The organism is Halomonas sp. FeN2 (genome assembly GCF_020595105.1).
Classification (GTDB): Bacteria; Pseudomonadota; Gammaproteobacteria; order Pseudomonadales; family Halomonadaceae; genus Vreelandella; species Vreelandella neptunia.
This window is the reverse complement of sequence record NZ_CP074200.1, coordinates 2,296,495-2,321,639: the sequence shown is the minus strand read 5'-3', so window position 1 is coordinate 2,321,639 and position 25,145 is coordinate 2,296,495. Positions and strand designations below refer to the sequence as shown.

Sequence of the window (25,145 nt, the reverse complement as noted above, 5' to 3'; positions counted from 1 at the left end):
AAAAACTAGCAATCACTCTAAGCACAATAATCCCCTGGAGTAGACCGTGAAACATATTGAGAAAGGCGTCAGCCTAAGGCATGCGCCCCGCGATTTCCTGCGCGACCTCAATGCCGACAACGCCAGTACTGGGCTAGTGGCGGGAATTTTAGGGCTCAGCGTTGGGGTCGTTCACATCAGCGCTGGCACGTCTGCGGGTCTGGATTCCTCCTTCATCATGATCTGGGTGATCAGCTACTTGATGATCAATGGCCTGTTTGGACTCTTCATGCCGGCCTATTACCGTTTGCCGTTGCCAATGGCTAACTCTATCCCCGGTGCATTAATGTTTGCAGCGGTCATCCCTGTAATCGGCCTAGAGGCTGCATTAGGCGCCAGCTTGATTGCGGGGGCTATTACGCTAGTTGCTGGCGTGACCGGAGTGATGGGTATCGTTATGCGTTTGATACCGATGCCGATAGTGATGGGCATGGTGGGCGGTATGCTACTTAGCTTTGGCCTCAACATGGTTAAGCCGTTGGAGAGCGCTATCGTGCCAGCCTCTATCATGATCCTGGCTTTTTTCTTCTCTGCACGCCTCTTACGTAAGGTGCCGCCTCTGGTTGTGGCGATGCTGGCGGGCATTGTGTACTTGATGGCAACCGGGGTTGACTTGTCCGGTATCGAGGCGACGATCCGTTTTCCCGAGTTCATCATTCCCGAATTCACGTTAGGCGCCTTTCTAACCTATGGTTTACCGCTTGCGATTATCCTGGTGGGCATGGAGACCCCCGCGGGTGTCGGCCTAGTGAAGGGAATGGGTTACAAAGAAGTGCCCGCTAATGGAATCACTGCGGTGGGCGGTTTCGGAACCATGGTGTCTGCTTTTTTCAATCTGCACAGTACCTGTATTGCCGCCCCCATGACCGGCGTCTGTGCCTCACCAGAAGCTGGAACTCATGACAAACGTTGGGTGGCGGCGGTGATTGCCGGGGCTATCTTTGTGGTTGCCGCGCCTTTCTACGGCTATGTGGTCAGCCTACTTGAGGCTACGCCGCGCTACTTTATTGCCATTATCGCTGGGCTGGCACTGATGCGGGTCATCACCTCCTCGATGGCTATCGCCTTTTCAGGCAAGAAGCATGAAATAGGTGCACTGTTTGCCTTTCTAATTGCCGCGTCGGGAATTCAGATTCTCGGCATCGGCGCCACGTTTTGGGCGTTAGTTTTGGGCGTGATTGTTTCGGCCATCTTCGAAACCAGGGATTTCGAGTTCATATTCACCCGCGAGGTAGCCAAAAAGAGCGGTTGATCTCACACAACTCCTGCAACTTCATAGTGGTTATCCTCCTTGACCCGTGTCTGCTTTTGCAGTGCGGGTCTTTTTTGTCCCATTTTACGTTTAACTGTCCCTTTATCCTTTTGTCGCAAGTTGAAATTAATTGTTCCTCCTTTGGAGCAGGTCAACTGAATATTATGTCACGCAAAAACCACGATATTGGTTTAAAGGTTAAGTTAATGATGAGTCTGGCTGGGTATTATTAGCAGGCTTAGTATTAATGTTTGGCGATTTTACTTTTAAAATAGAAGGTTAGCTTTTTTTACTGGCTCCGCTTAGGAAACAAATATTCAAAATCCCCTCTCGCTGAGATACCTATGAAGTATGGGAAGGAACTCAAACGATATTGGTCTGGAAGTCGCAGCATGATCGATATTAGTGACGAACATAACAACAACTGTCGTCTTTAGGCCCTTGATAGGCGTATTTACTCTTCAGCAGGTACTACCGCTATCGCCGGGCTCCAAGACAACAATAAAACCAACGATAGGGTTTCACCATGACCGTAAAAATATTCGACACGCCCGAGGTTCAAGATTTCCTAAATGCCGTTGCTGGCTTTGATCAGTCAGGCGGCAATGACCGCGCCAAGCAAATCGTTCATCGCCTGGTTGGTGATCTGTTCAAGCTGATCGATGACTTCGATGTCACCGAGGAAGAGTACTGGGCGGCGGTTAACCTGCTCAATGCCCTGGGTAGCCAGACCCAATTCGGCCTGTTGTCCCCAGGGCTGGGCTTTGACCACTTCCTCGATATGCGTCAGGACGCTATCGATGCCGAAGCCAAGCGCACCGGCGGCACCCCACGCACCATCGAAGGCCCCCTATACGTGGCCGGTGCCCCCGAGGCGGAAGGCTTCGCGCGCATGGACGATGACACGACCGAGGGCGAGACCATGTGGCTGACCGGCCAGGTGCGCGATGTGAATGGCACCCCGATTGCCGGTGCGAAGGTCGAGATCTGGCACGCCAACTCCCAGGGCGGCTACTCGTTCTTTGACCCCTCACAATCTGAGTACAACCTGCGCCGCACGATCTACGCGGACAGCGACGGCCGCTACACCGCGCGCAGCATTATCCCCTCCGGCTACGGCGTACCCGAAGGCGCCCCCACCGATGTGGTGCTCAAGTCCCTGGGTCGTCACGGCGAGCGCCCGGCGCATATCCACTACTTCGTCTCCGCACCGGGCCATCAGCACCTGACCACACAGATCAACCTGGCGGGCGACCCCTACACCTATGACGACTTCGCCTTTGCTACACGGGAAGAGCTGGTGGTTCCCGCCGAGCGTATTGACGACCCGGCCGAGATCGCCAAGCGCGACCTGGACGGCCCCTTCTCCCACGTGGTGTTCGATGTGGAGCTGGCCCAAACCGACGCCGCCGAACTGCAGGTACGTCACGCCCGCCCGCGGGCTAAAGAAGACGACCAGGATCTGGCCAGCCAGCTCGCCGGTACCGCCAAGGTATAACCCTCATGCCTTGAGCAATGCGGGCCTTCCCCTTGGCCCGCCTTCGCAAGACATAACAGCGCGACATCATCAATACGAGGAGAGAGATCATGACGACGCAGCTTGATCAGCTCGAAGCCCGCGTGCGCGGCGCTGTCCAAGATGAGCCCGATAACGGCATCTTCCGCTGCCACCGCAGCATGTTCACCGATCCTGACTTCTTTGAACTTGAGCTAAAGCACATCTTCGAAGGCAACTGGCTGTTCCTGGCCCACGAGAGCCAGGTCGCGGAACCCGGTGACTACATGACCGTCACCATGGGCCGCCAGCCAGTGATTATCACCCGCGACAAGCAGGGCGAACTGCACGGCCTGATTAACGCCTGCGCCCACCGTGGTGCCACCCTATGCCGCCGCAAGCGCGGCAACAAAGGCACCTTCACCTGCCCGTTCCACGGCTGGACGTTCAAAAACGACGGCCAACTGCTCAAAGCCAAGAACGAGAAGAACGGCGCCTACCCTGAGCAATTCAAACAGGATGGTTCCCACAACCTCAAGCGCCTACCGCGCTTTGAAAACTACAAAGGCTTCCTGTTTGGCAGCCTGAGCGATGATGTTCAACCGCTCGAACAACACCTGGGCGAAACCACCAAGATCATCGACAACATCGTCGACCAAGCCCCGGAAGGCCTGGAGATCCTGCGTGGCACCTCCTCCTACACCTACACCGGCAACTGGAAGCTGCAGGCCGAAAACGGCGCCGATGGCTACCACGTCAGCTCCGTACACTGGAACTACGCCTCCACCATGGAGCGCCGCAACTACGACGCGGGCGGCACCAAGGCAGTGGACGCCGACGGCTGGTCGAAGAGCAAAGGCGGCTTCTACTCCTACGAAAACGGTCACATGATGCTGTGGACCCGGCTGCTTAACCCGGAAGTGCGCCCGGTCTATCAGCACAAAGAGCGGATCCAGGAGCAGCTGGGCGAAGCCCGCGCTGACTCCATCGTCAACCAGACCCGCAACCTCTGCCTCTACCCCAACGTCTACCTGATGGATCAGTTCTCCACGCAAATCCGCGTGATCCGTCCCATCGCCGTGGACAAAACCGAAGTCACCATCTACTGCTTCGCGCCCAAAGGTGAAGCCGCCGAAGACCGGCGTGTGCGTATCCGTCAATACGAAGACTTCTTCAACGTCTCCGGCATGGGCACCCCCGACGACCTCGAAGAGTTCCGCGCCTGCCAAGAAGGCTACAACGGCGCGCTGGCCGAATGGAACGACCTCTCCCGCGGGGCCCAACAGTGGATCGAAGGCGCCGATGAAACGGCCCAAGCGATCGACATGAAGCCCCTGCTCAGCGGCGCCTCCCCGGAAGACGAAGGGCTCTACGTGCTGCACCACCAGCACTGGGTCAGCGAAATGCTGCGTGCCATCGACAAAGAGCGCAGCCAATTTATCGCCACCGCATCCGCCTAAGCGCCCAGCGCCAGAAGAGAGGAGAGAAGTGCCATGAGCATTAGCTATCACGACATCCAAGCTTTTTTGTACCGCGAAGCACGACTGCTGGACGACCGGGAGTGGGACGAGTGGCTCACGCTGTACCGCAAAGACGCCGAGTTCTGGATGCCCGCCTGGGACGACGACGACCAGCTCACCCGAGACCCCCACAGCGAAATCTCGCTGATCTACTACCCCAACCGTGAAGGGTTAGAGGATCGGGTCTACCGGATCAAGACCGAGCGCAGCGGGGCGAGTACACCGGAGCCGCGCACCACCCACCAGGTGACTAACCTGGAGATCCTGTCGCAAGAGGGCGACACGGTAGAGCTGCGGTTTAACTGGCACACGCTCAACCACCGCTACAAGAAGACCGACAGCTTCTTCGGCACGTCGTTTTATACCCTGGACGTGTCGGGTGAGAGCCCGCTGATCACAAGAAAAGTCGTGCAGTTGAATAACGACTATATCCATCAAGTTATCGACGTATACCACGTGTAATCGATAGAGATAAGACAGGGACGTCACTTACTGCGGTACACATCTTGCTAATAACCACCCAAGAACCACCAACAACAACTCAACCCTGGTGAAAATATAATGAAAACATTTAAAAAGACCTCTCTTGCCACGCTTCTAAGCGCTACTGCCATGCTGTCAGCAGGCAGTGCCATCGCCAATGAAGATCCGGTGAAGCTCGGTTTGATGCTCCCTTACTCAGGTACCTATACGGCACTTGGAGAAGCCATTACTAACGGCCTAAAGCTTGCCATTGAACAAGAGGGCGGTCAGCTAGGCGGTCGTGATGTGGAGTACGTTGAGCTTGATTCAGAGGCTGACCCTTCCAAAGCACCTCAGAACATGAGTCGTCTAGTTAATGGAGACGGTGTTGACTTCGTCATTGGGCCCGTACACTCCGGCGTTGCCATGGGCATGCTGCGCGTGGCTAAGCAGACGGGTGCGATTACGATCATTCCCAACGCGGGGCTGGGTGCCGCTACTAATGAGTTGTGCATGCCTAACGTTTTCCGTACCTCGTTCAGTATGTGGCAAGACAGCTACCCCATGGGCAAAGTGGCCTACGATCAAGGGCATCGCAAAATTGTGACGATCACCTGGGATTATGCTGGTGGTAAAGAGGATCTGGCAGGTTTCGAGGAGGCTTTTACCGCTGAGGGCGGCGAGATCGTTGAGCAAATTTTAGTGCCATTCCCCAGCACGGAATTTCAGAGTTATTTGACGCAAATTGCCAGCCTTGAGCCTGACGCTGTCTATACCTTCTTTGCGGGCGGTGGCGGTGTCAGCTTTGTTCGGGATTATGCCTCGGCAGGTCTTAAAGAGAGCATACCGCTGCTAGGGTCAGGCTTTCTTACCGAGGGTAATTTATCCGCTTTAGGCGACGCAGGCGAAGGGGTAATGACCACGTTGCACTACGCTGAAACCCTCGAAAATGATGCCAACCAATCCTTCGTTTCGGCCTACGAAAATGCCTACGGTGAACTGCCTGATACCTACGCGGTACAAGGTTACGACACGGGCATGATGCTGGTTCAGGCACTTTATGTTCTAGGGGGCGATACCTCTGATCAGGAGCGCTTGATCGATGTTTTGGCCAACGTTCAACTGGCAAGTCCGCGTGGGCCCTTGAGTTTCTCCGACTCTCACCACCCCATTCAAAATGTTTATCTACGTGAGATCCGCGACGGTAAGCACGAAGTCGTTCGTATCGCTCATGAGAATCTAGAAGTACCCGACGAAGCCTGCCAGATGTAACGGCATCTGTATGCACTCTGGGGCGGACATGATCCGCCCCTCACTCTGATTCTCGGAGGGATCTCATGGATCTCGCATTTTTCAGCGTACAGCTCCTTAACGGTCTGCAGTACGGTCTGCTGCTCTTTTTGATTGCCAGCGGTTTGACGTTGATTTTCGGCATCATGGGAATCATCAACCTGGCCCACGGCGCGATGTATATGATCGGTGCCTATTTGGTTTACGACCTTACCCTGCGCTTGGGCAATTTTTGGCTGGCCATTCTGGCGGCAATTCCTATCGCTATTGCACTAGGACTAATCATTGAGCGGCTGTTTCTCGATACGCTTTATAAGCGCGATCACCTCTATCAAGTGCTGCTGACATTTGGGCTGATTTTAGTGCTCAACGAAGCGCAACGGATTATTTGGGGGGGCGATGTGCATCGTGTTGCGGTGCCCGCGCCGTTTGACGCCAGTATTCAACTGACCGACAACCTGCAGTACTCGGTGTACCGCCTCTTTGTGATGGGCGTCTGCCTGGCATTGGCTGGGGTGATCTATTGGGTGATGCGGCATACGCGGCTGGGTATCATCATCCGCGCCGGCGCGGTTAATCGCGACATGGTTGAAGGGCTGGGAATCAATGTCCGTACCCTGTTTACGCTGATTTTCAGCGTGGGTGTTGCGCTCACTGCCTTTGCGGGAATGATCGCCGCACCGCTCACCTCTATCGCGCCAGGCATGGGCGATAGCATTCTCATCACTTGCTTTGTCGTCGTCGTCATCGGCGGTATTGGTTCCATTAAAGGAGCCTTTTGGGGCGCCATCATCATTGGCATGGCCACCACCTTTGGGGCGGTACTCATCCCTAGCCTTGCCAGCATGGTGATCTACCTGATTATGGCGGCGGTATTGCTGGTGAAACCGCGCGGTCTTTTCGCGTGAGGAGAGTAAGAAATGTTACATAGATATCCCAAGCGCGTTGCGTTCATCATGCTGGTATTAACGGCTTTGGTGGCTGCTTTTCCTCTCTGGGGAGAAGCCGTATTCGGTAATCAGGCCAACTTCATGTTGGAGAAACTGACCCTGATGCTGATTCTGGCCCTGTTTGCCATGAGCCTGGATCTGCTGGTAGGCATTGTGGGCTTAGTCAGTCTGGGGCATGCGCTCTTCTTCGGTTTGGGGGCTTACACTCTAGCGTTAGCCAGCCCTGATTTTAGTCCGGCATCCATGTGGTGGATGCTGCCTCTTGTAATGGGCGTCTCTGCGTGTGTGGGTTTAGTGGTAGGTATCTTAGTGATACGCACTAAAGGCATCTTCTTCATCATGACGACGCTGGCATTTGGCCAGATGCTTTACTACTTCATTAGTACATCCCAGTTTGCGGGAGGAACCGATGGTGTTTTTATTATGTTCCGACCGAGTTTGGCATTAGGGGAGCGTACGCTGGTAGATCTTGATAACCCTTACAGCTTCTTTTACTTCTGTTTAGGGATGCTGCTTCTCGGCTACTTCTTTCTACGCTGGCTCACTCGCTCCTACTTTGGTCAAGTGCTCGACGGTATTCATGACAACGAGCACCGAATGCAGGCCTTAGGCTATGCCACCAGCGGCTATAAACTGGTTGCCTTTGTTATCGCTGGGGTTATGGCAGCGATTGCTGGCATGTTAGCGGCGATGCAGTACGGCTTCGCTAATCCGGCTCAACTGGGCTGGCACACCTCTGGCGAAGTGCTGATGATGCTTATTTTAGGCGGCATGGGCACCATCTTTGGCCCCATTTTAGGCGCTTTCGCCTACGAAATTCTGCTCTATGTTTACGAGCATGCCACGACGCACTGGCCGATACTCATGGGGCTGACCATTATCGTTGCCGTACTGGTGCTTCCTCGCGGGATTGCGGGCTTGATTGTAGCGCCGCCCTGGAAAAGCAAGCCTCAAACGACGACTAAAACCGTCGAAAATCCCAAAGTGTCTCCCTCCGTTCAACCCATTACCCACAATAAGGAGGGCTAAGCTATGCGCGATGAAGTCATTTTAGCCACGCATGGGTTGACTCGCCGATTTGGTGGTTTAGTGGCAGTCAACGACGTTGATTTTGACGTTAAATCTAATGAAATTCACGCTATTTTGGGTCCTAATGGCGCGGGTAAAAGTACGCTAATCAATCTGCTCTCTGGCGAGATACCCCCTTCTGAAGGCCAGGTGCTCTATCGCGGTCAGCCGATCCAGGGTAAAAGCGCGCGCCAGATCGCCCGCATGGGCATTGGCCGCAGCCACCAGAAAACCAATATATTCCCACGCCTGAGTTGCCTGCAAAACTGTGAACTGGCGGCGCGTATTCATATGGGCGGCGTGTTTGGCAGCTGGCGTTCGCGCCAAACCGCGCGGCAAGTGAGTGAGCGCGCTCAGGAGGTACTGGATACCTGCCAATTGAACCACCGCGCTTATACGACTGCATCAGATATGAGCTATGGCGAACAGCGCCAGCTGCAGATCGCGATGGTATTGGCGACAGCGCCATCGCTGATGCTACTTGATGAGCCAATGGCGGGAATGGGGCGTGAAGAGACCGCTCAAGTCACCGAGCTGCTCGCCGCCCTAACGGATCGCTACACACTGGTGCTGATTGAACACGACATGGATTCGGTCTTTCGCTTGGCTGACCGCATAACCGTTATGGTCGATGGCTGCGTGTTGGAGAGTGGCCCGACCGAGCAGATACGCACAAGCGAAAAGGTACGCGATGTCTACCTGGGGCGTCATGAAGAGGGGGCAACCGCATGAGCGCAGAGCAAACCAATACGCCATTGATTGATGCCCGGGGGCTACACACTTACTACGGTGAGAGCCATATTTTGCATGGGGTGGATTTGACCCTGATGCCTGGTGAGACGCTGAGTCTGCTGGGCCGCAATGGTATGGGCAAGACCACGACGCTGAAGTCGATACTGGGGTTTGTCCCACCTCGGCGCGGCGAGGTGTTTATTAAGGGCGTCTCGGCGACCAAGCGGCGCCCCTGGCAACTGATTCGCCAAGGGATTGGCTACGTGCCGGAGGGACGCGGTATTTTTCCAGGCGTCAGTGTGCGTGAGCATCTGATTATGGCCGCACGTCCTAATGATCGGGGGGAGTCTCCCTGGACGCTAGAGCGCGTTCTGGATACGTTCCCGCGCCTGGGCCAACGTATCAATCATGATGGTTCCTTTCTCTCAGGCGGCGAACAGCAGATGCTTTCTATTGGCCGTGCGCTGACGACCAACCCCGATCTGATGATCCTTGATGAAGCGACCGAAGGTCTTGCACCGCTGATTCGCGATGAGATTTGGAAGATCATAGGTGAGATCAAAGCGACCGGAATTTCTACCATTATCGTCGATAAAAATATCGATAACCTTCTGAAGATAGCAGAAAAACACCTGCTACTGGTCAAGGGGGAAGTGGTCTATAGCGGTGATTCTCAGGGACTAAAAGATAATCCATCAATTCTTGAAACCCACCTCGGCGTTGCTTGATACAGCTCCGGCAAGCAGGTGCTTGCCGGAGCTGTTGGATACTCGTTAAATACTGACACGGGGAAGTGTGTTGCATGCAATTTCACAAGCAATTGCAAAAGGATCTGTCGATTCCAGCAATCACTGCTGGCTTTGTAGCGGTGCTGGTCTCTTATTCTGGGCCACTCGCCATCTTTTTCCAGGCGGCTCAGAGCGCCGACATATCCAGCACCATGATGACGTCCTGGGTTTGGGCCATCTCAATCGGCGCAGCTGTCTCAGGGATTTTTTTAAGCCTGTGGTTAAAAGTGCCGGTAGTGACCGCTTGGTCGGCGCCGGGGACTGCGTTATTGGTAACACTGTTCCCGGGGTTGACGCTTAATGAAGCGGTGGGCGCCTACCTAACGGCCGCCGTGATCATTTTTCTGATCGGCGTTACGGGTTCTTTTGACCGTATCATCCGGCTGATACCGCCGGGCATAGCTAGCGCGATGATGGCAGGCATTCTTTTCCAGTTCGGGGTGGGAGTCTTCGTTTCATTGGAGAGCGTGCCAGCACTGGCCATTGGTATGTTTATCGCTTACCTGCTCTTTAAGCGGCTTACCCCTCGCTACAGCTTGGTGCTGCTGTTAATCGCTGGCATCACCTTGGCGGTCTTGTTAGAGGGCGCCAGCCTGCAGGGGGTGTCACTCCAGTTTGCCGAGCCCCAGTTTATCCGCCCCGAGTGGTCCTGGAACGCGACGCTGAGCCTGGCCATTCCCCTGGTACTGGTGAGTTTGACAGGCCAATTCTTGCCCGGCATGGCAATTATGCGCTCCTCAGGCTACTCCACCCCGGCCAGGCCAATAGTTATCGTGGCTAGTGTAACTTCCTTTTTTACCGCCTTTTTTGGCGGTATTACCACTGTAATTGCAGCGATTACAGCAGCAATCTGTACGAGTAAGGAGGCCCACGAAGATCCTGATAAGCGTTATGTTGCCGGGGTGGCAAACGGTGTTTTCTACCTGTTTGGCGCTATTTTTGCGGGCACTATTGTAGCGCTGTTTACCTCGCTGCCGGGGGAGTTTGTGGCGGTACTTGCAGGACTTGCGCTAATTGGTGCTATTACCAGCAATATTAGTGCTTTTGCGGCCGAAAAGAGCCACCTGGAAGCCTCTGTCATTACTTTCATTGCCACCGCATCGGGCGTTAGCTTTTTAGGCTTAGGTTCTGCCTTTTGGGGGGTGGTCGCTGGGTCGCTTGCCTATAACCTGCTGCATCGACGTTTTAGCTCGCTTAACCATAAAACCTAATAACAGTGATACTACTGAAGCGGTAGTGGGAGTGTAACCATGGAAAAGATTGTTGTGGCGGTTGATGATAGTGAAAGTGCTTTGCATGCCCTGCAGTTCGGACAAACGTTTGCGGCCCAGCTGGGGGTAGAGGTAAGCGCTATCTCGGTGGTGCCGACGCAAGATGAGATCGGCCCACGGCGCACTAAACTGCAGGGGCGCTTGGCGTCGCACCATCTCGAAGCAGTCGCTATCGACGTCGTTGCTCATGATAGCGCCAAGGCGTATCTGGGTGAGCTCGCTAGTTGCGAGGATACCGGGCTATGTATGATGGCCCATGGTCGACGCCCGGTACCGGAGATGCTGATCGGCAGCGTAACTGCAGGGGTTGTGCGAAGGGCTCAGCGTCCGGTTTACCTGTGTGGCCCCCGCTATGACAGTCGAGCCCACCAGCGGGTCGACGTATTAGCCGTTTGTGTTGATGGGTCTAAGCTATCCGAGCAAATTTTGCCCCATGCAGCAACTTTATCGAAGCGTTTGGGAGCTCGTTTGCAATTGTTGCAAGTGATAGATGTCTCTGCTGCCAGAAAGTCCACAGCGTTAGGTCATACCGATGTGATGGAGTCAGCCTATCTAAACGCGCTGGCACGCCGTGTCGAAAGTGAGCAAAAACTGGAAGTAGACTGGGAGGTGCTTCATGGCGACCCCGCCGACTCTATCGTCAGTTATTTAGCGGGTAGCCATAATACGATGCTTGCCATGACCACCCATGGGCGTAGCGGCCTTTCGCAGGTGGTGGCGGGCAGTGTCAGCCACGAAGTGCTGCATGAAGCTTCTTGCCCTGTGGCTGTTCTGCGACCTTGAATCACTGGCTTGCTGCCATTATGGGTAGCGCCCAGAGCGGCGATTTTCAACGAGTACTTCTAAAATAGCATTGGCTTCCTGCATAAGCGGGGAGGGTTTTTCGCCCCGCCGACGGCTGCAGATAACGGGAGATGTAATTGATTTATCGGCCAATGGTACATAGCAAATACCATCGCGTTGGACACGCTTTACCTGCTCTGGAACCAGCGTAATGCCAATGCCGGAAGCGACAAGGCTAAGTGCCGTTTGAACCTCGTTGGCTTCCTGCACAACTTCGACCTTTAATCCTTGACGGCGGAAAATTCCCAATACCATATCGGCAAGGCTAGGACGTGGTTTTGCGGGAAAAAGGATTAGAGGGTAGCGAGCCAGCTCTTCGCAGCTAGGGGTTGTGCCCTCTAGCGGGTGACCGCTAGATAGAGCTGCAATTAATGGCTCGTCGAAGAGAATCTCCTGCTCGACGTCGGGGTCATCAATACGTAAACGCCCGAAGCCCATGTCGATGCGACCCGCTTTGAGCGCCTGAATTTGTTGTACTGTCGTAAGCTCTGCCAAGGAGAGCTCGACATTATCCATGCGGCGCAAATCACGCACGAGCATTGGGAGTTGCCCGTAAAAAACGGACGGTACAAAGCCAATGCCGAATAGTGCCCGCTTGCTACGCGCCATGTGTCGAGTGGCGTCGATGGTGACTTCCACTTTCTCTAAAATCTGCAGAGCGTGCTGCTGAAAAAAGACACCTGGCGGCGTCAAACGCAATCCTCTTGAGCTTCGTTCAAACAGTTCAGCTCCTACCTCTTGTTCTAATTGTTTGATTTGGCGGGAAAGAGGCGGTTGAGACATATGCAACCGTTCAGCCGCACAGGTAAAGTTAAGCTCTTCAGCGACAACGCAGAAGTACCTCAGGTGGCGTAGTTCCATGATACCTCCAAGGTATGAGCGGCTACTTAAACAATATTGGCTTTGTCATTCGCTTGTTAGCATGCTGGCGATGCTTTTCACGTATTGAGGCAACTTAAAAACCAGCCTAACCAAGCGCCATAACGCTACCAGCATTTAAACGTTTAAAAGCGAAATATCGACTACGACTTTAGTAAAGAATGCTAGAATAAAAGGAGGTAGGCCTGCCATGTATGCGCGTATTTTAGTTCCTGTCGACGGCTCTGAGAGCGCTAAACAAGCTTTGAAAGTAGCTTGCAAGCTGCTGGATAGAGAAGGCTCCACGCTCTACTTACTACATGTACCTGAAACGCTTACCTATGCGACCACACTGGTATGGGGCATTGGTGCGATTGATGCTGGCACTACGCTTGCTGAACGCGAGAAGGTGGGTGAACAGCTATTGGCCCAGGCGGTGAGCTCCGCGCAGGCAGAGGGCGCTAAGCACATTGAAGAGTTGCTGACGGAAGGTGACCCAGCCCGCGCCATTATAGAGGCCGCCAATGCCAATAATGTCGATGCCATTGTGATGGGCAGCCGGGGACTAAGCGACTTGGCTGGTGTGGTGATTGGCAGTGTATCGCACAAAGTGAGCCATTCAGCCAAGTGTCCTGTGATTACGGTGAGCCAATAAAAAGCAGCGGCGATATCTGCCCGCACCTCTCCCGATACAGTTTTCAATCTGCAGAAATTTACTTGTCGCCTAACACACCCTAGCCCATGCTTTTAGCAAGACGCTATAACTCAGGGTATTGGCTAAAAACGAAACGTTAGGACGTTTGAAAATGGCAAAATTTTTCCAGGAATTTCGAGAGTTCGCGGTAAAAGGCAACGTCGTCGATATGGCGGTGGGGATCATTATCGGCGGGGCGTTTACGCTGATTGTGCAAAGCCTGGTGGCGGATGTGATGAATCCGCTGATTGGCTTGCTGGTGGGCGGGGTCGACTTTTCCAATCTGTTTGTGGTGTTACGCCAAGGGGTGGTGGGTGGCCCTTATGCGACGCTGGCGGATGCCCAGGCCGCCGGGGCGGTAACGCTAAACCTTGGGCTGTTTATTAATGCGGTGGTGAGCTTTACGATTGTCGCCTTTGTGGTCTTTCTATTGGTACGTACCATCAACCGGTTAAAGCGCGAAGAGGCGGTGGCACCTGCAAGTCCTACCGAGCAGCCTTGCCCTTACTGTTTGATGGTGGTGCCAATCAAAGCCACCCGCTGTGGCCACTGCACAGCAACGCTTTCTCAGCCAGTGGAGGCTGAAGCGCCGGTTGAAGCAGCACCTGCGCCACCACCAATGCCACCTGCCAAACCTTAGCCACTAAAAAGGGCGCCTATGAAGGCGCCCTTGAGCGTTATAGCAGAAGCGCCACTACGCGCTTTTTTTAATGGTTTTGCTCTCTTTTTGCTTACTGTCGGGCTTTTTGCTGTCGTTAGCATCGCTGGGTTGCGGCAGCGATGGCAGCGATTTGGCCAACATCTCAACACTGTGGCGGTAGTAGAGCTGACTCTTGTTATGCTCGCCCAGGCTTGCATAGAGGCGCGCTAGCTCAGCGCAGACTTCGCCATTGGGGCGCTGACGCTGGCTGGCTTCAAAGTACTCGAGTGCTTTCTGCCATTGGCCGATACGCAGCGAGAGGCGACCACAAGCGAGCAGCAGCTCTGGGTCGTTGGGGCGTTCCTGCAGCCACTTCTCGGCTTTAGCAAGTTGGCGTGCCGCATCTACGTTTAGCAGGCCGTAGCGTTTCACCAGCCGCGCGTCCCAGTGGTGATCCAGCGAATGGTTGAGCAAGCGCTCGGCAATTGGCTCTTCGTTGGCTTGAATCAGCGCTTCGCTGTATAGCACGATCAGTTCGGTGTTGCCGCGCAGGTAGTCGGGCATATCGGCCCAAAGGCCACGCACCCGCTCAATGTTGGTGGGGTTTTGCGCTTCAAACACGATAAGTTCGCGATAGGCTTTAAACTCAAGCTGTTCACGCTCTTGCTGGGTAATGAGCTTCTGCGCCGCCAAGCGTGGAATCAAACGCCTTAAGCCTTCCCAATCGTTGACGCTTAAGTGCACCTGCTTGAGTAGTTTGAGCACCTGCGGGTGGTTGGAGAGCTTCTTATCCAGGCGATTCAGAATCGCCAGCGCTTCTTCGGGCTGCTGACGCTCAATCATCATTTGCGCTTGCATCAGGCCAACGGCGGTATCGGCGCCGTCGGTGGTTAGCTGTGCCTGATTCAGGTGCTCCTGGGATTTCACGTGGTGGCCCTGGTAATGGGCCGCCAGCGCTGCGGATAGGTAGTTGACCAGCGGTGTGCTGGAGTCATCGGCGGCATTAACCAGGGTTTTTTCGGCCTTTTTCCAGCGCCCTTCGGTCAGTGCTACCAGACCACGCACGGTGCGCTGCATGGCGCGACGGTTACGGGCGCGGCTGTTCCAGCTACGAAAACGTCCCATGGGGCGAATAATACCGCTGAGCAAACGCAGCACGAAGTGTAGGACGATAAAGGCGGCAAACAGCAGTACCAGACCAAACCAAAACGATGTCTGGATGGAGGAGTCGCCCACGCGGATCAGCCAGTAGCCGGGCACCGACATCATCAGATGCCCGAACAGGGCCCCGACGGCGAGGCCTGCGACAATGAGGAGAACAAGCTTTCTCATGAATCACCTCCGCTTTGGCCGCGCGTCTCATAGCGGTTGTCGATAAAGCGTGCAAGTTCCTGCTGTGAAGCGCTGATATCGGGCAGCTCGGGTTTTACCTCGGCTTCCTTGAGCTCTTGAAGGCGCGCAATAACGCTTTGGGTCTCTTCGCGAGTGGTGTCGTAGTAGTCGTTCAGCAGTTGCAGCGCTTTGTCGATACTCGCGTCATAAAGCTCTTTCTCTTCGTTGAGCAGGGCCAGCTGTGTCTGCTCCAGCACTAAGCGCAGGCTTTGGCGCAGGTAAGACTCTTGCTCCGGAGTAATCAGCGCTTCCAGCGCTTCATCGTGATGGCGAACCACCACCAGGTCTTTAAGCTCTTCACCGAAGCGCGCCAGCTGGCGCTGGAAAGTGCCGGTCGGCGGCTGTTCGATGCTGGAGGTTACCGCTTGCTCCTCAATTTCTTGAGAGAGTCGCAGAGAGGAGATACGTTCCTGCTGGGCATTGAGCGCTAGGTAGAGGCCGGTACGGTCAACCTGGGGCACGGCGTCCAGCGCGGCTAGCTCATTGGCAATGGCTTCGCGTACGGGCGTCAACGCTGGGTTATCTGCATCAACTAGGCGCGCATCGGCGGTACGCAGCAGTGCGGCCGCGCCGTCAACATCGCCTTCCAGCTGTAGGCGCTGATTGGCAAGACGTAGCAGGTAGGCGGCTTCGGCATGCAGCCACTCGCGCTCGTCGGTATCCTGCTCCTGAGAGAGCTGATCCAGCACTTGGCCCAGGGTCTCATCAACGTCGCTGCGGTAGCTGTCAAATTCATCACGCAGGTCGCCCAGAGTGCTCTGCAACGCTTCATCGCGCTCGGCTTCGCCGCTATCCAGGCGTGATTCAAGGTCGCTAACCGCCTGCTGTGAGGCGCTACCTTCAGCCTGTTGCGTCAGTTCGTCGAGGCGCTGCTGCTGATTATCCAGGCGTTGCCAACCTTGCCAAGCGACGAACGCTAGGGCAATCGCCAGAATAATCACCAGGGCAATTGCCAGGCCGCCACTTTTACCGCCACCGCCGCTCTGGCCGCTACCGCTGCCTTTGTGGCCGGTGGGCGGCGTGGTGCCCGCCGATGACTTGTCTCTGGTCGGCTTTGACGAGCCGGCGCTTGAAGATGGCGAACTAGAGGTCGACCCACTTGAGGAGGAAGAGCCTGGCTGAGCGGCACTCGGTGACGATGAGCCTGTGCTGCTGGGCGTAGAGGTATCTGCCGGTTTTGCCGCGCTGCTAGCAGCGGTTGAACTCGCAGTGGACGAGCCCTTTCCACGCCGCCGCGACCGACTATTTTTAGCACCACTCTGAGCAGGTGTTGTAGAGCTCGGCGGTGTGTTCGGCGTGCTGGGCTCAGTCGCGTCGGTCGTGGAAGCTGCTTTGTCGGTCGTTTTAGGGACGCCTTGAGAGGCATCGGAGGACGTCGGTTGTACATCGTCCTGATCGTTTACTTGTTTGCTCATGTGTCGCTAGCCCTTAGTAAGTTCCTTGATCGACATCGGCACCCTGTGGGTCGCAGGTCTCCAACGCCGCTATCAACGCAGCTGGCGTAGCTCCGGACGCCACCTTAAGGTCACAAAAACCCAGTATGCCAGCCAGTGTAGCCAAACGGCGACTGGAAACGATTAGCGGTTGGTTCAAGGCCGCCTGATTGCACCATTTTGCCAGATGTTCCAGCAGTTCGCTGCTGGTGACGATCAACGCCCGGTAATTACCTGAAGAAAGGCGCGTTTGTAGCGTGGGGGCAAGGGGGTGAAACCTGCGTCGATACACCGCAGCTCGTGTTACCAGTGCCCCCCGTTCGGCAAGCGTTTCAGCGAGCAGCGGGCGGCCACCTTCACCCGCCACCAGTAGAATACGCTGGTGCGCTAACTGCTGTAACGAGGCAAGCGCCAGCAGTGCTTCGCTGGTATCTTCGCCGGCACTCGGCCCAGGCACATGCACGCGGACGCCCAACTGATCATAAAGCGTCGCTGCTGTGGCGCTGCCAACGCTGTAGTAGTCAATGCCAATAGGCAACTGCGGCCAGAAGCGATCCAGCGCTTCACTTAAGCAAGTGGCCGCAAAGGGACTGATGACTATTATCTTATGGTACTGATCAATATCCAGCCAGATACGCCGCATTTCAGGGGTTTCTGGCAAGGCTTCGAGTTGCATCACATTGAGTGATTCAACGCTCTCGCCGCGCTCGCGCAGAGCAGCGGCCAACGCTTCACCGCGCTCGCCGGGGCGGCAGATCAGTACCGGTTGGCTCATATGGCGCGGCCGTAAACCTCAGCCAGAATATCGCCAGCGCCCTGGTCGAGCAGCTCTTCGGCAATGCGAATGCCCAGCGCTTCCGGTTCATGCATCGAGCCGCGGCCTTCAGCGCGCAGCACTTCGGTGCCCTCTGGGTTGCCCACTAAGCCACGTAGCCACAGGGTTTCATTGTCAATATCCAGCACCGCGTGGCCCGCAATGGGTACTTGGCAGCCGCCCTCTAAGCGCGTGTTCATGGCCCGTTCGGCGCGTACGCGGGTTGCGGTGTCTGCGTCGTCAAGCGGGGCTAGCAACGCAATCAGCTCGGGATCATGCAGCCGGCACTCAATGCCTAGAGCACCTTGGCCGCAGGCGGGCAAGCACACTTCCGGCGGCAGTGCCTGGGCAATCCTATCGTCCAAGCCCAACCGCTTAAGGCCCGAGGTCGCCAGGATGATGGCGTCAAATTCGCCCGCGTCTAATTTGCCTAGCCGCGTTTGTACGTTGCCGCGCAGATTAAGAATTTGCAGGTCGGGACGGGCTTCACGCATCTGAAGACCGCGCCGTAGGCTGGCGGTGCCAATACGCGCCCCTTCGGGGAGCTCATCAATGCTAGAGTAGTGGTTGGATACAAACGCATCGGTAGGGTCGGCGCCCTCTAGAATGACCGACAGGCCCAGCCCTTCGGGAAAGTGCATGGGGACATCTTTCATAGAGTGGACGGCAATATCGGCACGGCCATCCAGCATGGCGTCTTCCAACTCTTTAACGAACAGCCCTTTACCGCCAATTTTTGAAAGCGGCGTATCGAGAATTTTGTCGCCCTTGGTAGACAGTGCTACAAGCTCGACCTCAAGGCCGCTGTGAGCCGCCATTAGGCGGTCGCGAACGTACTCAGCCTGCCACATGGCCAGTTGGCTTTTACGCGTGGCAATGCGCAGTTTGGTGATTGATAGCACGTTATTCTCCCTATACCGCAGACACGGCGAGTCAAGCTATGATAAGTGTCATCATAAAGCACCGAGCGCCACAGTAAAAATAACGGAACTAATTATGCTCTCGTAACGTGTTTTATCCGTTCCCTAGGAAATCCTATGTCCTTAGTGTTACCCCACGGCCAGCTTGACCAGTTTTTCCTGCTCTCACGGGATCTGTTCTGCTGTATCGACTTTGAAGGCACGCTGCTGCAAGTCAATCCCGCCTTCGAGACGCTGCTGGGGTACTCGTCCGAAAACTTAATTGGGCGTGCCTGTGGTGTTGTCATTGACCCCCTCGATCATCCCGTGATCGAGGGAGCGTTACAGCGCATGCACCAAGGCGAAAAGATCCTTCCCTTCGAGGTGCGTGCTGTTTCTGCAACCGGCAAACAGCACTGGCTAGAAATTACGCCTTCATCAGGGGAGGGGGTGATTTACGTGATCGCCCGGGTGATTACGCGCCGCAAGGCCGCGGATGAGCAGTTGCTGCGCAACCAACGGCTGTTCAAAATTGCCGGTGAAACCGCTCTGATTGGCGGCTGGTATGTCGACATGGCGGACGGTCAGCCTATCTGGTCCGATGAGCTTAGCCATATCCACGGCATGCCCCCGGGGTTTCAACCCAGCGTTGAAGAGGCGTTTTCCTTTTATGCGCCGGAGTCACGGGAGCGCCTGATGGCGGCATTTAATGCCTGCTGTGAGTACGGTATTAGCTTTGATGACGAGTATGAGGTGATTACCCGCCAAGGTAAGCACCTCTGGGTGCGAGCGATTGGTAAGGCGGTGCGCGATCACGAGGGCCGCATTATTCAGGTGCAGGGGGCGTCGCAGGATATTACCGAGCAAAAGCAGTTGCGCGAAAACCTGACCCAGCTTGCACACCGGCTAACCATGACGCTGGATAGCATTACAGACAGTTTTTTTACTCTGGATACGGAGTGGCGTTTTACTTACGTGAACCGAGAGGCGGAGCGTATTTTGAAGCGCCACGAAGGTGAGCTGCTAGGCCAGCATATTTGGCAGACGTTTCCTGACGCCGTGGGCAGCAGGTTTCAGAAAGAGTATCAACGTGCCGCGAGCCAACAAGAAGCGGTACATTTTGAAGCGTTCAATCCGCGCTTAAATAGTTGGCTGGAGGTGCACGTTTACCCTTCACCCGAAGGTCTGGCGGTCTATTTTCGTGATATCAACGAGCGTAAAGCAACCGAGCATCAGCTAAAACTGCTGGAGCGTAGCGTTGAATCAAGTACCAACGGGGTGGTGATTGTCGATGCCCAGCGCAGCGACCTGCCTATGGTCTACGTTAACGCTGCCTTCGAGCGCATTACCGGCTACTCGCGCAGCCAGGCACTGGGGCGCAACTGCCGTTTCCTGCAAGGTAACGAGACCGATCCCGCCACCGTCAAGCAGCTTCAGGTAGGAATTACCGAACAGCGTGAAGTGCACGTGGTCATTCGTAACTATCGGCGTGACGGTACGGTGTTTTGGAACGACCTGTACATTTCGCCCGTTCTCGATGAAGACGGTCAGGTGACCCACTTTATCGGTGTCCAAAACGATATTTCTGAACAGCGCGAATATCAGGCGCAACTCGACCATAACGCCCATCACGATGCCTTGACCGGGCTGCCCAATCGGCTGTTGCTTGGTCAGCGCTTGGAAGAGGGGTGCGTGGTAGCGCGCCGCTACCATCGCTATATCGCCGTGCTGTTTATCGACTTGGATGATTTCAAGCCGATCAACGATACCTTGGGCCATGAAGTGGGCGACTTTATTCTGGTCGAGGTTGCCAAACGGCTGGAAAATGAACTGCGCCCCTGGGACACCGTTGCGCGTTTTGGCAGCGATGAGTTTGTGGTGTTGTTGCCGGATCTAGCCCATCAGGGCGACGTAATACAAGTGGTCGAACGGGTTCTCCAGGGGCTTTCGCCGCCCTACTGGTTTCGCGACAGCGAGCTGCGCATCACCGCCAGTATTGGCATTGCCATCAATGACGGCAGTATGAAAAACCCCCGCCAGCTTATCCAGCAGGCGGACTTGGCGATGTATAAAGCCAAACGGCGCGGGCGTAATACCTACCACTGGTATACCGAAGACTTGAATCGCAAGGTGAGCGAACGGGTTAGCTTACGCAGTGCGCTACAGCAAGCCATTGAGCAACAGCAGTTCGAGCTTCATTACCAACCGCAGATTCACGCGCCAAGCGGTCGCGTGGTGGGGGTTGAAGCGCTGATCCGCTGGCAGCACCCTGAGCGAGGCAATATCCCGCCGTCTGATTTTATTAGCCTTGCCGAGGATACTGGTCAGATCATTCCCATTAGCGAGTGGGTGTTAGCTACCGCCTGTCGCGATGCCCAGCAGCTCAATGGCCTGGGGCTGGGCGAGATCACCATGGCGGTTAATATTTCGCCCATGCAGTTTCAACGCCCTGGCTTCCTCGCCTCTATTGATCAGGTGCTGGCGAGCAGCAGACTAACGCCTGCGCTGTTAGAGTTGGAGCTTACCGAGGGGGTGCTGATGGACAGCGCCGAGCAAGCGATACAGGCATTAAGAAATCTACGAGCGCTGGGAGTCCAGATTGCACTAGACGATTTTGGCACCGGCTTCTCTAGCTTAAGCTACTTAAAGCGGTTGCCGATTAATCGCATCAAGATTGACCGCTCCTTTGTGCGCGAGGTGATTACGGATCGCTACGATGCCGCGATTATCGACGGCGTGGTCGCCATGGCGGGGAAAATGGGGCTCGAAGTGCTGGTCGAAGGTGTAGAGACGGCAGAGCAGTTCGGCTACCTGCAACAGCACCACTGCGACTATTTCCAGGGCTACTACTTTGCCCGCCCCATGCCCCTAAGTGCCCTGTACGAATTTCTGCACAAACCACCTGCCGTCGTAATGTCAGGCTCTTGGCTCCCGCATAAATAAAAACGGCGTGCCGCTGACCGGGGCGACTCTGGTACACTTTCTGCTAACGACTCCATTGTTTTGTCAGCAGGATATATCTTCGATGAGCCAAGCCACGAATCAGTCTTGGGGCGGTCGCTTTAGCGAGCCCACCGATGCCTTTGTTGCACGCTTCACCGCGTCAGTTAATTTCGACCAGCGCCTGGCCCCCCAGGACATCCAGGGCTCTATCGCCCACGCCACTATGCTGGCTCGGGTCGGCGTGCTCACCGATGACGAGCGCGATGCGATTATTAACGGCCTGAACGAGATTCAGGGTGAAATCGAGCGCGGCGAGTTTAACTGGTCGGTGCCGCTGGAAGATGTGCATATGAACATCGAAGCGCGGCTGACCGAAAAGATCGGTATTACCGGCAAAAAACTCCACACCGGGCGCTCGCGTAACGACCAGGTCGCCACTGATATTCGCCTGTTTATGCGCGATGAGATCGACGTTATCGAAGTGGAACTCAAGCGCCTGCGTGAAGGCATGATCGAACTGGCTGACCGTGAAGCCGAGACCATTATGCCCGGCTTTACCCACCTGCAAACCGCCCAGCCGGTCACCTTTGGCCACCATATTCTGGCTTGGCAAGAGATGCTGGCCCGGGATCACGAGCGCCTGCTGGACTGCCGTAAGCGCGGCAATGTCATGCCGCTGGGAGCAGCCGCGCTGGCAGGCACTACCTACCCGATCGACCGCCATGTAACAGCAGAACTGTTAGGTTTTGACCGTCCAACGGAAAACTCTCTGGACGCGGTCTCGGATCGTGACTTCGCCATCGAATTCACCAGCTTTGCCAGCATTCTACTAATGCACCTATCGCGCATGAGCGAAGAACTGGTGCTATGGACCAGCGCCCAGTTCAACTTTATCGACCTGCCCGACCGCTTCTGCACCGGTTCTTCGATCATGCCGCAGAAGAAAAACCCCGACGTGCCTGAGCTGGTACGCGGCAAAACCGGTCGCGTGTACGGCCACCTGATATCGCTGCTAACGCTGATGAAATCCCAGCCGCTGGCCTACAACAAAGACAATCAGGAAGATAAAGAGCCGCTGTTCGATGCAGTGGATACCGTGCGCGACTGCTTAAAAGCGTTCGCCGACATGGTGCCCGCGATCGAGCCTAAAAAAGCCAGCATGTATGAAGCGGCGCGGCGTGGTTTCTCTACCGCGACGGACTTGGCCGACTACCTGGTGCGCAAGGGCGTAGCCTTCCGCGACGCCCACGAAATCGTGGGGCAGTCGGTGGCTTATGGCCTTAAAAGCGAAAAAGACCTGTCCGAGATGAGTCTGGATGAGCTCAAACAGTTCTCCGATACCATCGAGCAGGATGTGTTCGAGGTGTTGACCCTGGAAGGCTCGGTAGCCGCCCGTAATCACATTGGTGGTACCGCGCCGAATCAGGTGCGGGCAGCCGCCCAGCGAGCGCGTGAGGCGCTAAGTGCGCTCAAGGCGGGCGCATGAAAACGCTGGCAATCATGGCCCTTTCGGCGCTGCTGTTAACCGCGGTTGTCGGCTGTGGACAAAAAGGGCCGCTTTATCTGCCGGAAGATGCGCCCGCTGACGAGCAATCTGCCCAGGCGTCTGAATAGATAGCTGCAGGCCCAGGAGAAGGGGAGAGCACCATGGACTATTTTAATTACCGCGATGGCGTGCTGTACGCCGAAGACGTACCGCTGTCACGCATTGCCGACGAGTACGGCACACCCTGCTACGTCTACTCAAAAGCCACTTTCGAACGTCACTTTCGCGCCTATACCGAAGCACTGGGTGGCCACCCACACCTGATTTGTTACGCGGTGAAGGCCAACTCCAACCTGGCAGTGCTGGGGCTGTTGGCCAAGCTGGGTGCGGGGTTCGATATTGTTTCCATCGGTGAGCTCGAGCGGGTACTCAAAGCCGGTGGTGATCCAGCGAAGGTGGTGTTTTCAGGGGTTGCCAAGCAGCCCCATGAAATGATCCGTGCGCTGGAAGTGGGCATTAAGTGCTTTAACGTTGAGTCACGCCCGGAGCTTGAGCGCTTGAATCGCGTTGCCGGTGAGCTGGGTAAAATTGCCCCGGTCTCGTTGCGGGTCAACCCAGATGTGGATGCGGGTACTCACCCGTATATCTCCACTGGTTTGAAGGATAACAAGTTCGGCATCCCAGTGGATGAAGCCTTGGCGGTTTACGAACTGGCCGCAAGCCTGCCTAATCTGCAGGTGAAAGGACTTGATTGCCACATTGGTTCGCAGCTTACCGAGACGGCGCCGTTTTTGGATGCCCTTGATCGCCTGCTGGTGCTTATGGAACGCTTGCGTGAGCGGAGCATCGAAATTGAGCACCTGGATTTAGGCGGCGGTTTAGGCGTGCCTTACCGTGATGAAAAACCGCCCCAGCCGTTTGATTACGCCAGCCAGCTGCTGGCGCGGCTTTCGCGCTGGGAAGGTGGCGAAGCGCTTACGCTGCTGTTTGAGCCCGGCCGCTCCATCGCTGCCAATGCGGGGGTCATGCTTACGCGGGTAGAGTTTCTCAAGCCCGGCGAGACCAAGAATTTCGCCATTGTCGATGCGGCCATGAACGATCTGATTCGTCCGGCGCTGTACCAGGCCTGGCAGGCGATTGTGCCGGTGGATACTCGCCAAACGCGGGAAAGCGCCCTTTACGACGTAGTGGGCCCCGTGTGTGAAACCGGTGACTTCCTGGGCAAGGAACGCGAGCTGGCGATTACCGAAGGCGATCTTTTGGCAGTGCGCTCGGCGGGGGCCTACGGCTTTGTCATGGCGTCGAACTACAACAGTCGCCCTCGTGCCGCCGAGTTGATGGTCGATGGCGACAACTGCCACGTGGTGCGCGCCCGGGAAACCGTTGCCAGCCTATGGGCGGGTGAAGCACTGCTGCCCGAAGGGGGGCGCTAATGCTGTTACACTTCACCAAAATGCATGGCCTGGGCAATGACTTTGTCATGGTGGATCTGGTCACTCAGCGCGCGCGGCTGGACGAAGCCCAAATCCGCACGCTGGCAGATCGGCGTTTCGGCATTGGCTTTGACCAGCTGTTGGTCGTCGAGCCGCCTCGCGATCCCGAGATGGATTTTCGCTACCGCATTTACAATGCCGACGGCAGTGAAGTGGAAAACTGCGGCAATGGCGCGCGCTGTTTTGCCCGCTTCGTGCGCGATCAGCGGCTAACCCACAAGCATGAAATTCATGTGGAAACCGCCGGAGGGCCGTTGGTGCTGACCGTGCAGCACGACGGCATGGTGCGGGTAGATATGGGCCGCCCGCGGTTTAGCCCTCTGGCGCTGCCGTTCGATGCCCCAGGGGATCAACCCCTACATCAGCTCGAAGTGGGCGATGAAACGCTGCAGATCGGCGTGGTCTCCATGGGTAACCCCCATGCGGTGCTGCAGGTCGACAGCGTGGATGAAGCCCCGGTCGAGCGCCTAGGGCCATTGGTCGAGGCACATCCGCGTTTTCCTAAGCGTGTTAACGTGGGCTTTATGCAGGTACTCTCGCCCAGTGAAATTCGTTTGCGCGTGTACGAACGCGGCAGCGGCGAAACCCTGGCCTGCGGTACCGGTGCCTGCGCCGCGGTGGCCAGCGGCATTCGTCAGGGGCTGCTGAAAAGCCCCGTAAAGGTTCATTTACTTGGTGGAGAGCTCAGCATTGAGTGGCCTGACCCTGAAGGGGCGCTAACGATGGTGGGGCCAGCTACACGGGTTTTCGATGGCCGCGTAGCACTTAATTAATTCGAGGAGA

Annotated in this window: 23 protein-coding genes; 18 read left to right on the top strand and 5 right to left on the bottom strand. The window is 55.9% G+C overall.

The window, feature by feature from the left end:
• Positions 1-46 precede the first annotated feature (46 nt).
• The 11 genes from KF947_RS10610 (at position 47) to KF947_RS10560 (ending at position 11,650) form a co-directional block, all read left to right on the top strand.
• Positions 47-1,291, top strand: a complete 1,245-nt coding sequence (locus KF947_RS10610) for a benzoate/H(+) symporter BenE family transporter (RefSeq protein ID WP_223288379.1) — start codon at positions 47-49, stop codon at positions 1,289-1,291.
• 526 nt (positions 1,292-1,817) lie between these two features.
• Positions 1,818-2,789, top strand: a complete 972-nt coding sequence (catA, locus tag KF947_RS10605) for a catechol 1,2-dioxygenase (RefSeq protein ID WP_227406210.1) — start codon at positions 1,818-1,820, stop codon at positions 2,787-2,789.
• Positions 2,790-2,878: 89 nt separating this feature from the next.
• Positions 2,879-4,246 (top strand): Rieske 2Fe-2S domain-containing protein, encoded by a 1,368-nt coding sequence (locus KF947_RS10600; protein WP_223288376.1) that lies wholly within the window; start codon positions 2,879-2,881, stop codon positions 4,244-4,246.
• A gap of 33 nt (positions 4,247-4,279) precedes the next feature.
• Entirely contained in the window at positions 4,280-4,768 is a 489-nt protein-coding gene (gene benB, locus KF947_RS10595) for a benzoate 1,2-dioxygenase small subunit (protein WP_138799547.1), read from the top strand.
• A 99-nt stretch (positions 4,769-4,867) separates the two neighbouring features.
• Positions 4,868-6,040 (top strand): ABC transporter substrate-binding protein, encoded by a 1,173-nt coding sequence (locus KF947_RS10590; RefSeq protein WP_227406209.1) that lies wholly within the window; start codon positions 4,868-4,870, stop codon positions 6,038-6,040.
• A gap of 65 nt (positions 6,041-6,105) precedes the next feature.
• Positions 6,106-6,966 carry a branched-chain amino acid ABC transporter permease gene (locus KF947_RS10585; RefSeq protein WP_227406208.1) on the top strand — a complete coding sequence of 287 codons (861 nt, stop codon included), beginning with the start codon at positions 6,106-6,108 and terminating at the stop codon, positions 6,964-6,966.
• Positions 6,967-6,978: 12 nt separating this feature from the next.
• Complete coding sequence (locus KF947_RS10580; RefSeq protein ID WP_138799539.1) at positions 6,979-8,037, top strand: branched-chain amino acid ABC transporter permease; 1,059 nt, start codon at positions 6,979-6,981, stop codon at positions 8,035-8,037.
• Between the two features lie 3 nt (positions 8,038-8,040).
• On the top strand, positions 8,041-8,808 hold the full coding sequence (locus KF947_RS10575) for an ABC transporter ATP-binding protein (RefSeq protein ID WP_227406207.1): 768 nt from the start codon (positions 8,041-8,043) through the stop codon (positions 8,806-8,808).
• The gene (locus KF947_RS10570; RefSeq protein ID WP_138799537.1) at positions 8,805-9,536 is read left to right on the top strand and encodes an ABC transporter ATP-binding protein; all 732 of its coding nucleotides are present in this window, start codon (positions 8,805-8,807) and stop codon (positions 9,534-9,536) included. Before KF947_RS10575 ends, KF947_RS10570 begins: the two co-directional genes overlap by 4 nt.
• A gap of 74 nt (positions 9,537-9,610) precedes the next feature.
• Entirely contained in the window at positions 9,611-10,807 is a 1,197-nt protein-coding gene (locus tag KF947_RS10565; protein ID WP_227406206.1) for a benzoate/H(+) symporter BenE family transporter, read from the top strand.
• Positions 10,808-10,846: 39 nt separating this feature from the next.
• Entirely contained in the window at positions 10,847-11,650 is an 804-nt protein-coding gene (locus KF947_RS10560) for a universal stress protein (RefSeq protein WP_223288382.1), read from the top strand.
• 18 nt (positions 11,651-11,668) lie between these two features.
• Here KF947_RS10560 and KF947_RS10555 read toward each other — a convergent pair whose 3' ends face one another.
• Positions 11,669-12,571: a LysR family transcriptional regulator gene (locus tag KF947_RS10555; protein WP_009286235.1), complete on the bottom strand. Its 903-nt coding sequence runs from the start codon at positions 12,569-12,571 to the stop codon at positions 11,669-11,671.
• A 208-nt stretch (positions 12,572-12,779) separates the two neighbouring features.
• Between KF947_RS10555 and KF947_RS10550 the strand changes: the two genes are divergently transcribed.
• Both KF947_RS10550 and mscL read left to right on the top strand, forming a co-directional pair.
• Positions 12,780-13,223 (top strand): universal stress protein, encoded by a 444-nt coding sequence (locus KF947_RS10550; RefSeq protein WP_223288384.1) that lies wholly within the window; start codon positions 12,780-12,782, stop codon positions 13,221-13,223.
• Positions 13,224-13,374: 151 nt separating this feature from the next.
• Positions 13,375-13,902, top strand: coding sequence for a large-conductance mechanosensitive channel protein MscL (gene mscL / locus KF947_RS10545; protein ID WP_138799533.1), 528 nt, complete (start codon positions 13,375-13,377; stop codon positions 13,900-13,902).
• Between the two features lie 54 nt (positions 13,903-13,956).
• On the opposite strand, the gene KF947_RS10540 is transcribed toward mscL, so the two are convergent.
• Genes KF947_RS10540 through hemC form a run of 4 tightly spaced genes read right to left on the bottom strand, consistent with a single transcriptional unit; the run spans position 13,957 to position 18,443 of the window.
• Positions 13,957-15,234, bottom strand: a complete 1,278-nt coding sequence (locus KF947_RS10540; RefSeq protein ID WP_133732189.1) for a heme biosynthesis HemY N-terminal domain-containing protein — start codon at positions 15,232-15,234, stop codon at positions 13,957-13,959.
• Positions 15,231-16,709: a uroporphyrinogen-III C-methyltransferase gene (locus KF947_RS10535; protein WP_227406205.1), complete on the bottom strand. Its 1,479-nt coding sequence runs from the start codon at positions 16,707-16,709 to the stop codon at positions 15,231-15,233. The genes KF947_RS10540 and KF947_RS10535 overlap by 4 nt, the downstream gene beginning before the upstream one ends.
• Before the next feature lie 13 nt (positions 16,710-16,722).
• Positions 16,723-17,502, bottom strand: a complete 780-nt coding sequence (locus tag KF947_RS10530; RefSeq protein ID WP_227406204.1) for a uroporphyrinogen-III synthase — start codon at positions 17,500-17,502, stop codon at positions 16,723-16,725.
• Positions 17,499-18,443, bottom strand: a complete 945-nt coding sequence (hemC, locus tag KF947_RS10525; RefSeq protein ID WP_133732186.1) for a hydroxymethylbilane synthase — start codon at positions 18,441-18,443, stop codon at positions 17,499-17,501. Before hemC ends, KF947_RS10530 begins: the two co-directional genes overlap by 4 nt.
• Positions 18,444-18,578: 135 nt before the next feature.
• Between hemC and KF947_RS10520 the strand changes: the two genes are divergently transcribed.
• The 5 genes from KF947_RS10520 (at position 18,579) to dapF (ending at position 25,135) form a co-directional block, all read left to right on the top strand.
• Positions 18,579-21,383 (top strand): EAL domain-containing protein, encoded by a 2,805-nt coding sequence (locus KF947_RS10520; protein ID WP_227406203.1) that lies wholly within the window; start codon positions 18,579-18,581, stop codon positions 21,381-21,383.
• An 82-nt stretch (positions 21,384-21,465) separates the two neighbouring features.
• Positions 21,466-22,869 (top strand): argininosuccinate lyase, encoded by a 1,404-nt coding sequence (gene argH, locus KF947_RS10515; RefSeq protein WP_227406202.1) that lies wholly within the window; start codon positions 21,466-21,468, stop codon positions 22,867-22,869.
• Positions 22,866-22,997 carry an LPS translocon maturation chaperone LptM gene (gene lptM, locus KF947_RS10510; protein WP_022521220.1) on the top strand — a complete coding sequence of 44 codons (132 nt, stop codon included), beginning with the start codon at positions 22,866-22,868 and terminating at the stop codon, positions 22,995-22,997. Before argH ends, lptM begins: the two co-directional genes overlap by 4 nt.
• A 33-nt stretch (positions 22,998-23,030) precedes the next feature.
• Complete coding sequence (lysA, locus tag KF947_RS10505; protein WP_227406201.1) at positions 23,031-24,302, top strand: diaminopimelate decarboxylase; 1,272 nt, start codon at positions 23,031-23,033, stop codon at positions 24,300-24,302.
• Positions 24,302-25,135, top strand: a complete 834-nt coding sequence (gene dapF / locus KF947_RS10500; RefSeq protein WP_133732183.1) for a diaminopimelate epimerase — start codon at positions 24,302-24,304, stop codon at positions 25,133-25,135. The genes lysA and dapF overlap by 1 nt, the downstream gene beginning before the upstream one ends.
• Positions 25,136-25,145: the final 10 nt, after the last annotated feature.

Coding starts and splice junctions, on each gene's coding strand:
- KF947_RS10530 (WP_227406204.1), bottom strand. CDS start 17,502: ATGAGCCAACCGGTACTGATCTGCCGCCCCGGCGAGCGCGGTGAAGCG.
- KF947_RS10565 (WP_227406206.1), top strand. CDS start 9,611: ATGCAATTTCACAAGCAATTGCAAAAGGATCTGTCGATTCCAGCAATC.
- lysA (WP_227406201.1), top strand. CDS start 23,031: ATGGACTATTTTAATTACCGCGATGGCGTGCTGTACGCCGAAGACGTA.
- KF947_RS10535 (WP_227406205.1), bottom strand. CDS start 16,709: ATGAGCAAACAAGTAAACGATCAGGACGATGTACAACCGACGTCCTCC.
- argH (WP_227406202.1), top strand. CDS start 21,466: ATGAGCCAAGCCACGAATCAGTCTTGGGGCGGTCGCTTTAGCGAGCCC.
- dapF (WP_133732183.1), top strand. CDS start 24,302: ATGCTGTTACACTTCACCAAAATGCATGGCCTGGGCAATGACTTTGTC.
- KF947_RS10555 (WP_009286235.1), bottom strand. CDS start 12,571: ATGGAACTACGCCACCTGAGGTACTTCTGCGTTGTCGCTGAAGAGCTT.
- KF947_RS10560 (WP_223288382.1), top strand. CDS start 10,847: ATGGAAAAGATTGTTGTGGCGGTTGATGATAGTGAAAGTGCTTTGCAT.
- KF947_RS10570 (WP_138799537.1), top strand. CDS start 8,805: ATGAGCGCAGAGCAAACCAATACGCCATTGATTGATGCCCGGGGGCTA.
- KF947_RS10575 (WP_227406207.1), top strand. CDS start 8,041: ATGCGCGATGAAGTCATTTTAGCCACGCATGGGTTGACTCGCCGATTT.
- KF947_RS10585 (WP_227406208.1), top strand. CDS start 6,106: ATGGATCTCGCATTTTTCAGCGTACAGCTCCTTAACGGTCTGCAGTAC.
- KF947_RS10580 (WP_138799539.1), top strand. CDS start 6,979: ATGTTACATAGATATCCCAAGCGCGTTGCGTTCATCATGCTGGTATTA.
- catA (WP_227406210.1), top strand. CDS start 1,818: ATGACCGTAAAAATATTCGACACGCCCGAGGTTCAAGATTTCCTAAAT.
- KF947_RS10600 (WP_223288376.1), top strand. CDS start 2,879: ATGACGACGCAGCTTGATCAGCTCGAAGCCCGCGTGCGCGGCGCTGTC.
- benB (WP_138799547.1), top strand. CDS start 4,280: ATGAGCATTAGCTATCACGACATCCAAGCTTTTTTGTACCGCGAAGCA.
- KF947_RS10590 (WP_227406209.1), top strand. CDS start 4,868: ATGAAAACATTTAAAAAGACCTCTCTTGCCACGCTTCTAAGCGCTACT.
- lptM (WP_022521220.1), top strand. CDS start 22,866: ATGAAAACGCTGGCAATCATGGCCCTTTCGGCGCTGCTGTTAACCGCG.
- mscL (WP_138799533.1), top strand. CDS start 13,375: ATGGCAAAATTTTTCCAGGAATTTCGAGAGTTCGCGGTAAAAGGCAAC.
- KF947_RS10540 (WP_133732189.1), bottom strand. CDS start 15,234: ATGAGAAAGCTTGTTCTCCTCATTGTCGCAGGCCTCGCCGTCGGGGCC.
- KF947_RS10550 (WP_223288384.1), top strand. CDS start 12,780: ATGTATGCGCGTATTTTAGTTCCTGTCGACGGCTCTGAGAGCGCTAAA.
- KF947_RS10520 (WP_227406203.1), top strand. CDS start 18,579: ATGTCCTTAGTGTTACCCCACGGCCAGCTTGACCAGTTTTTCCTGCTC.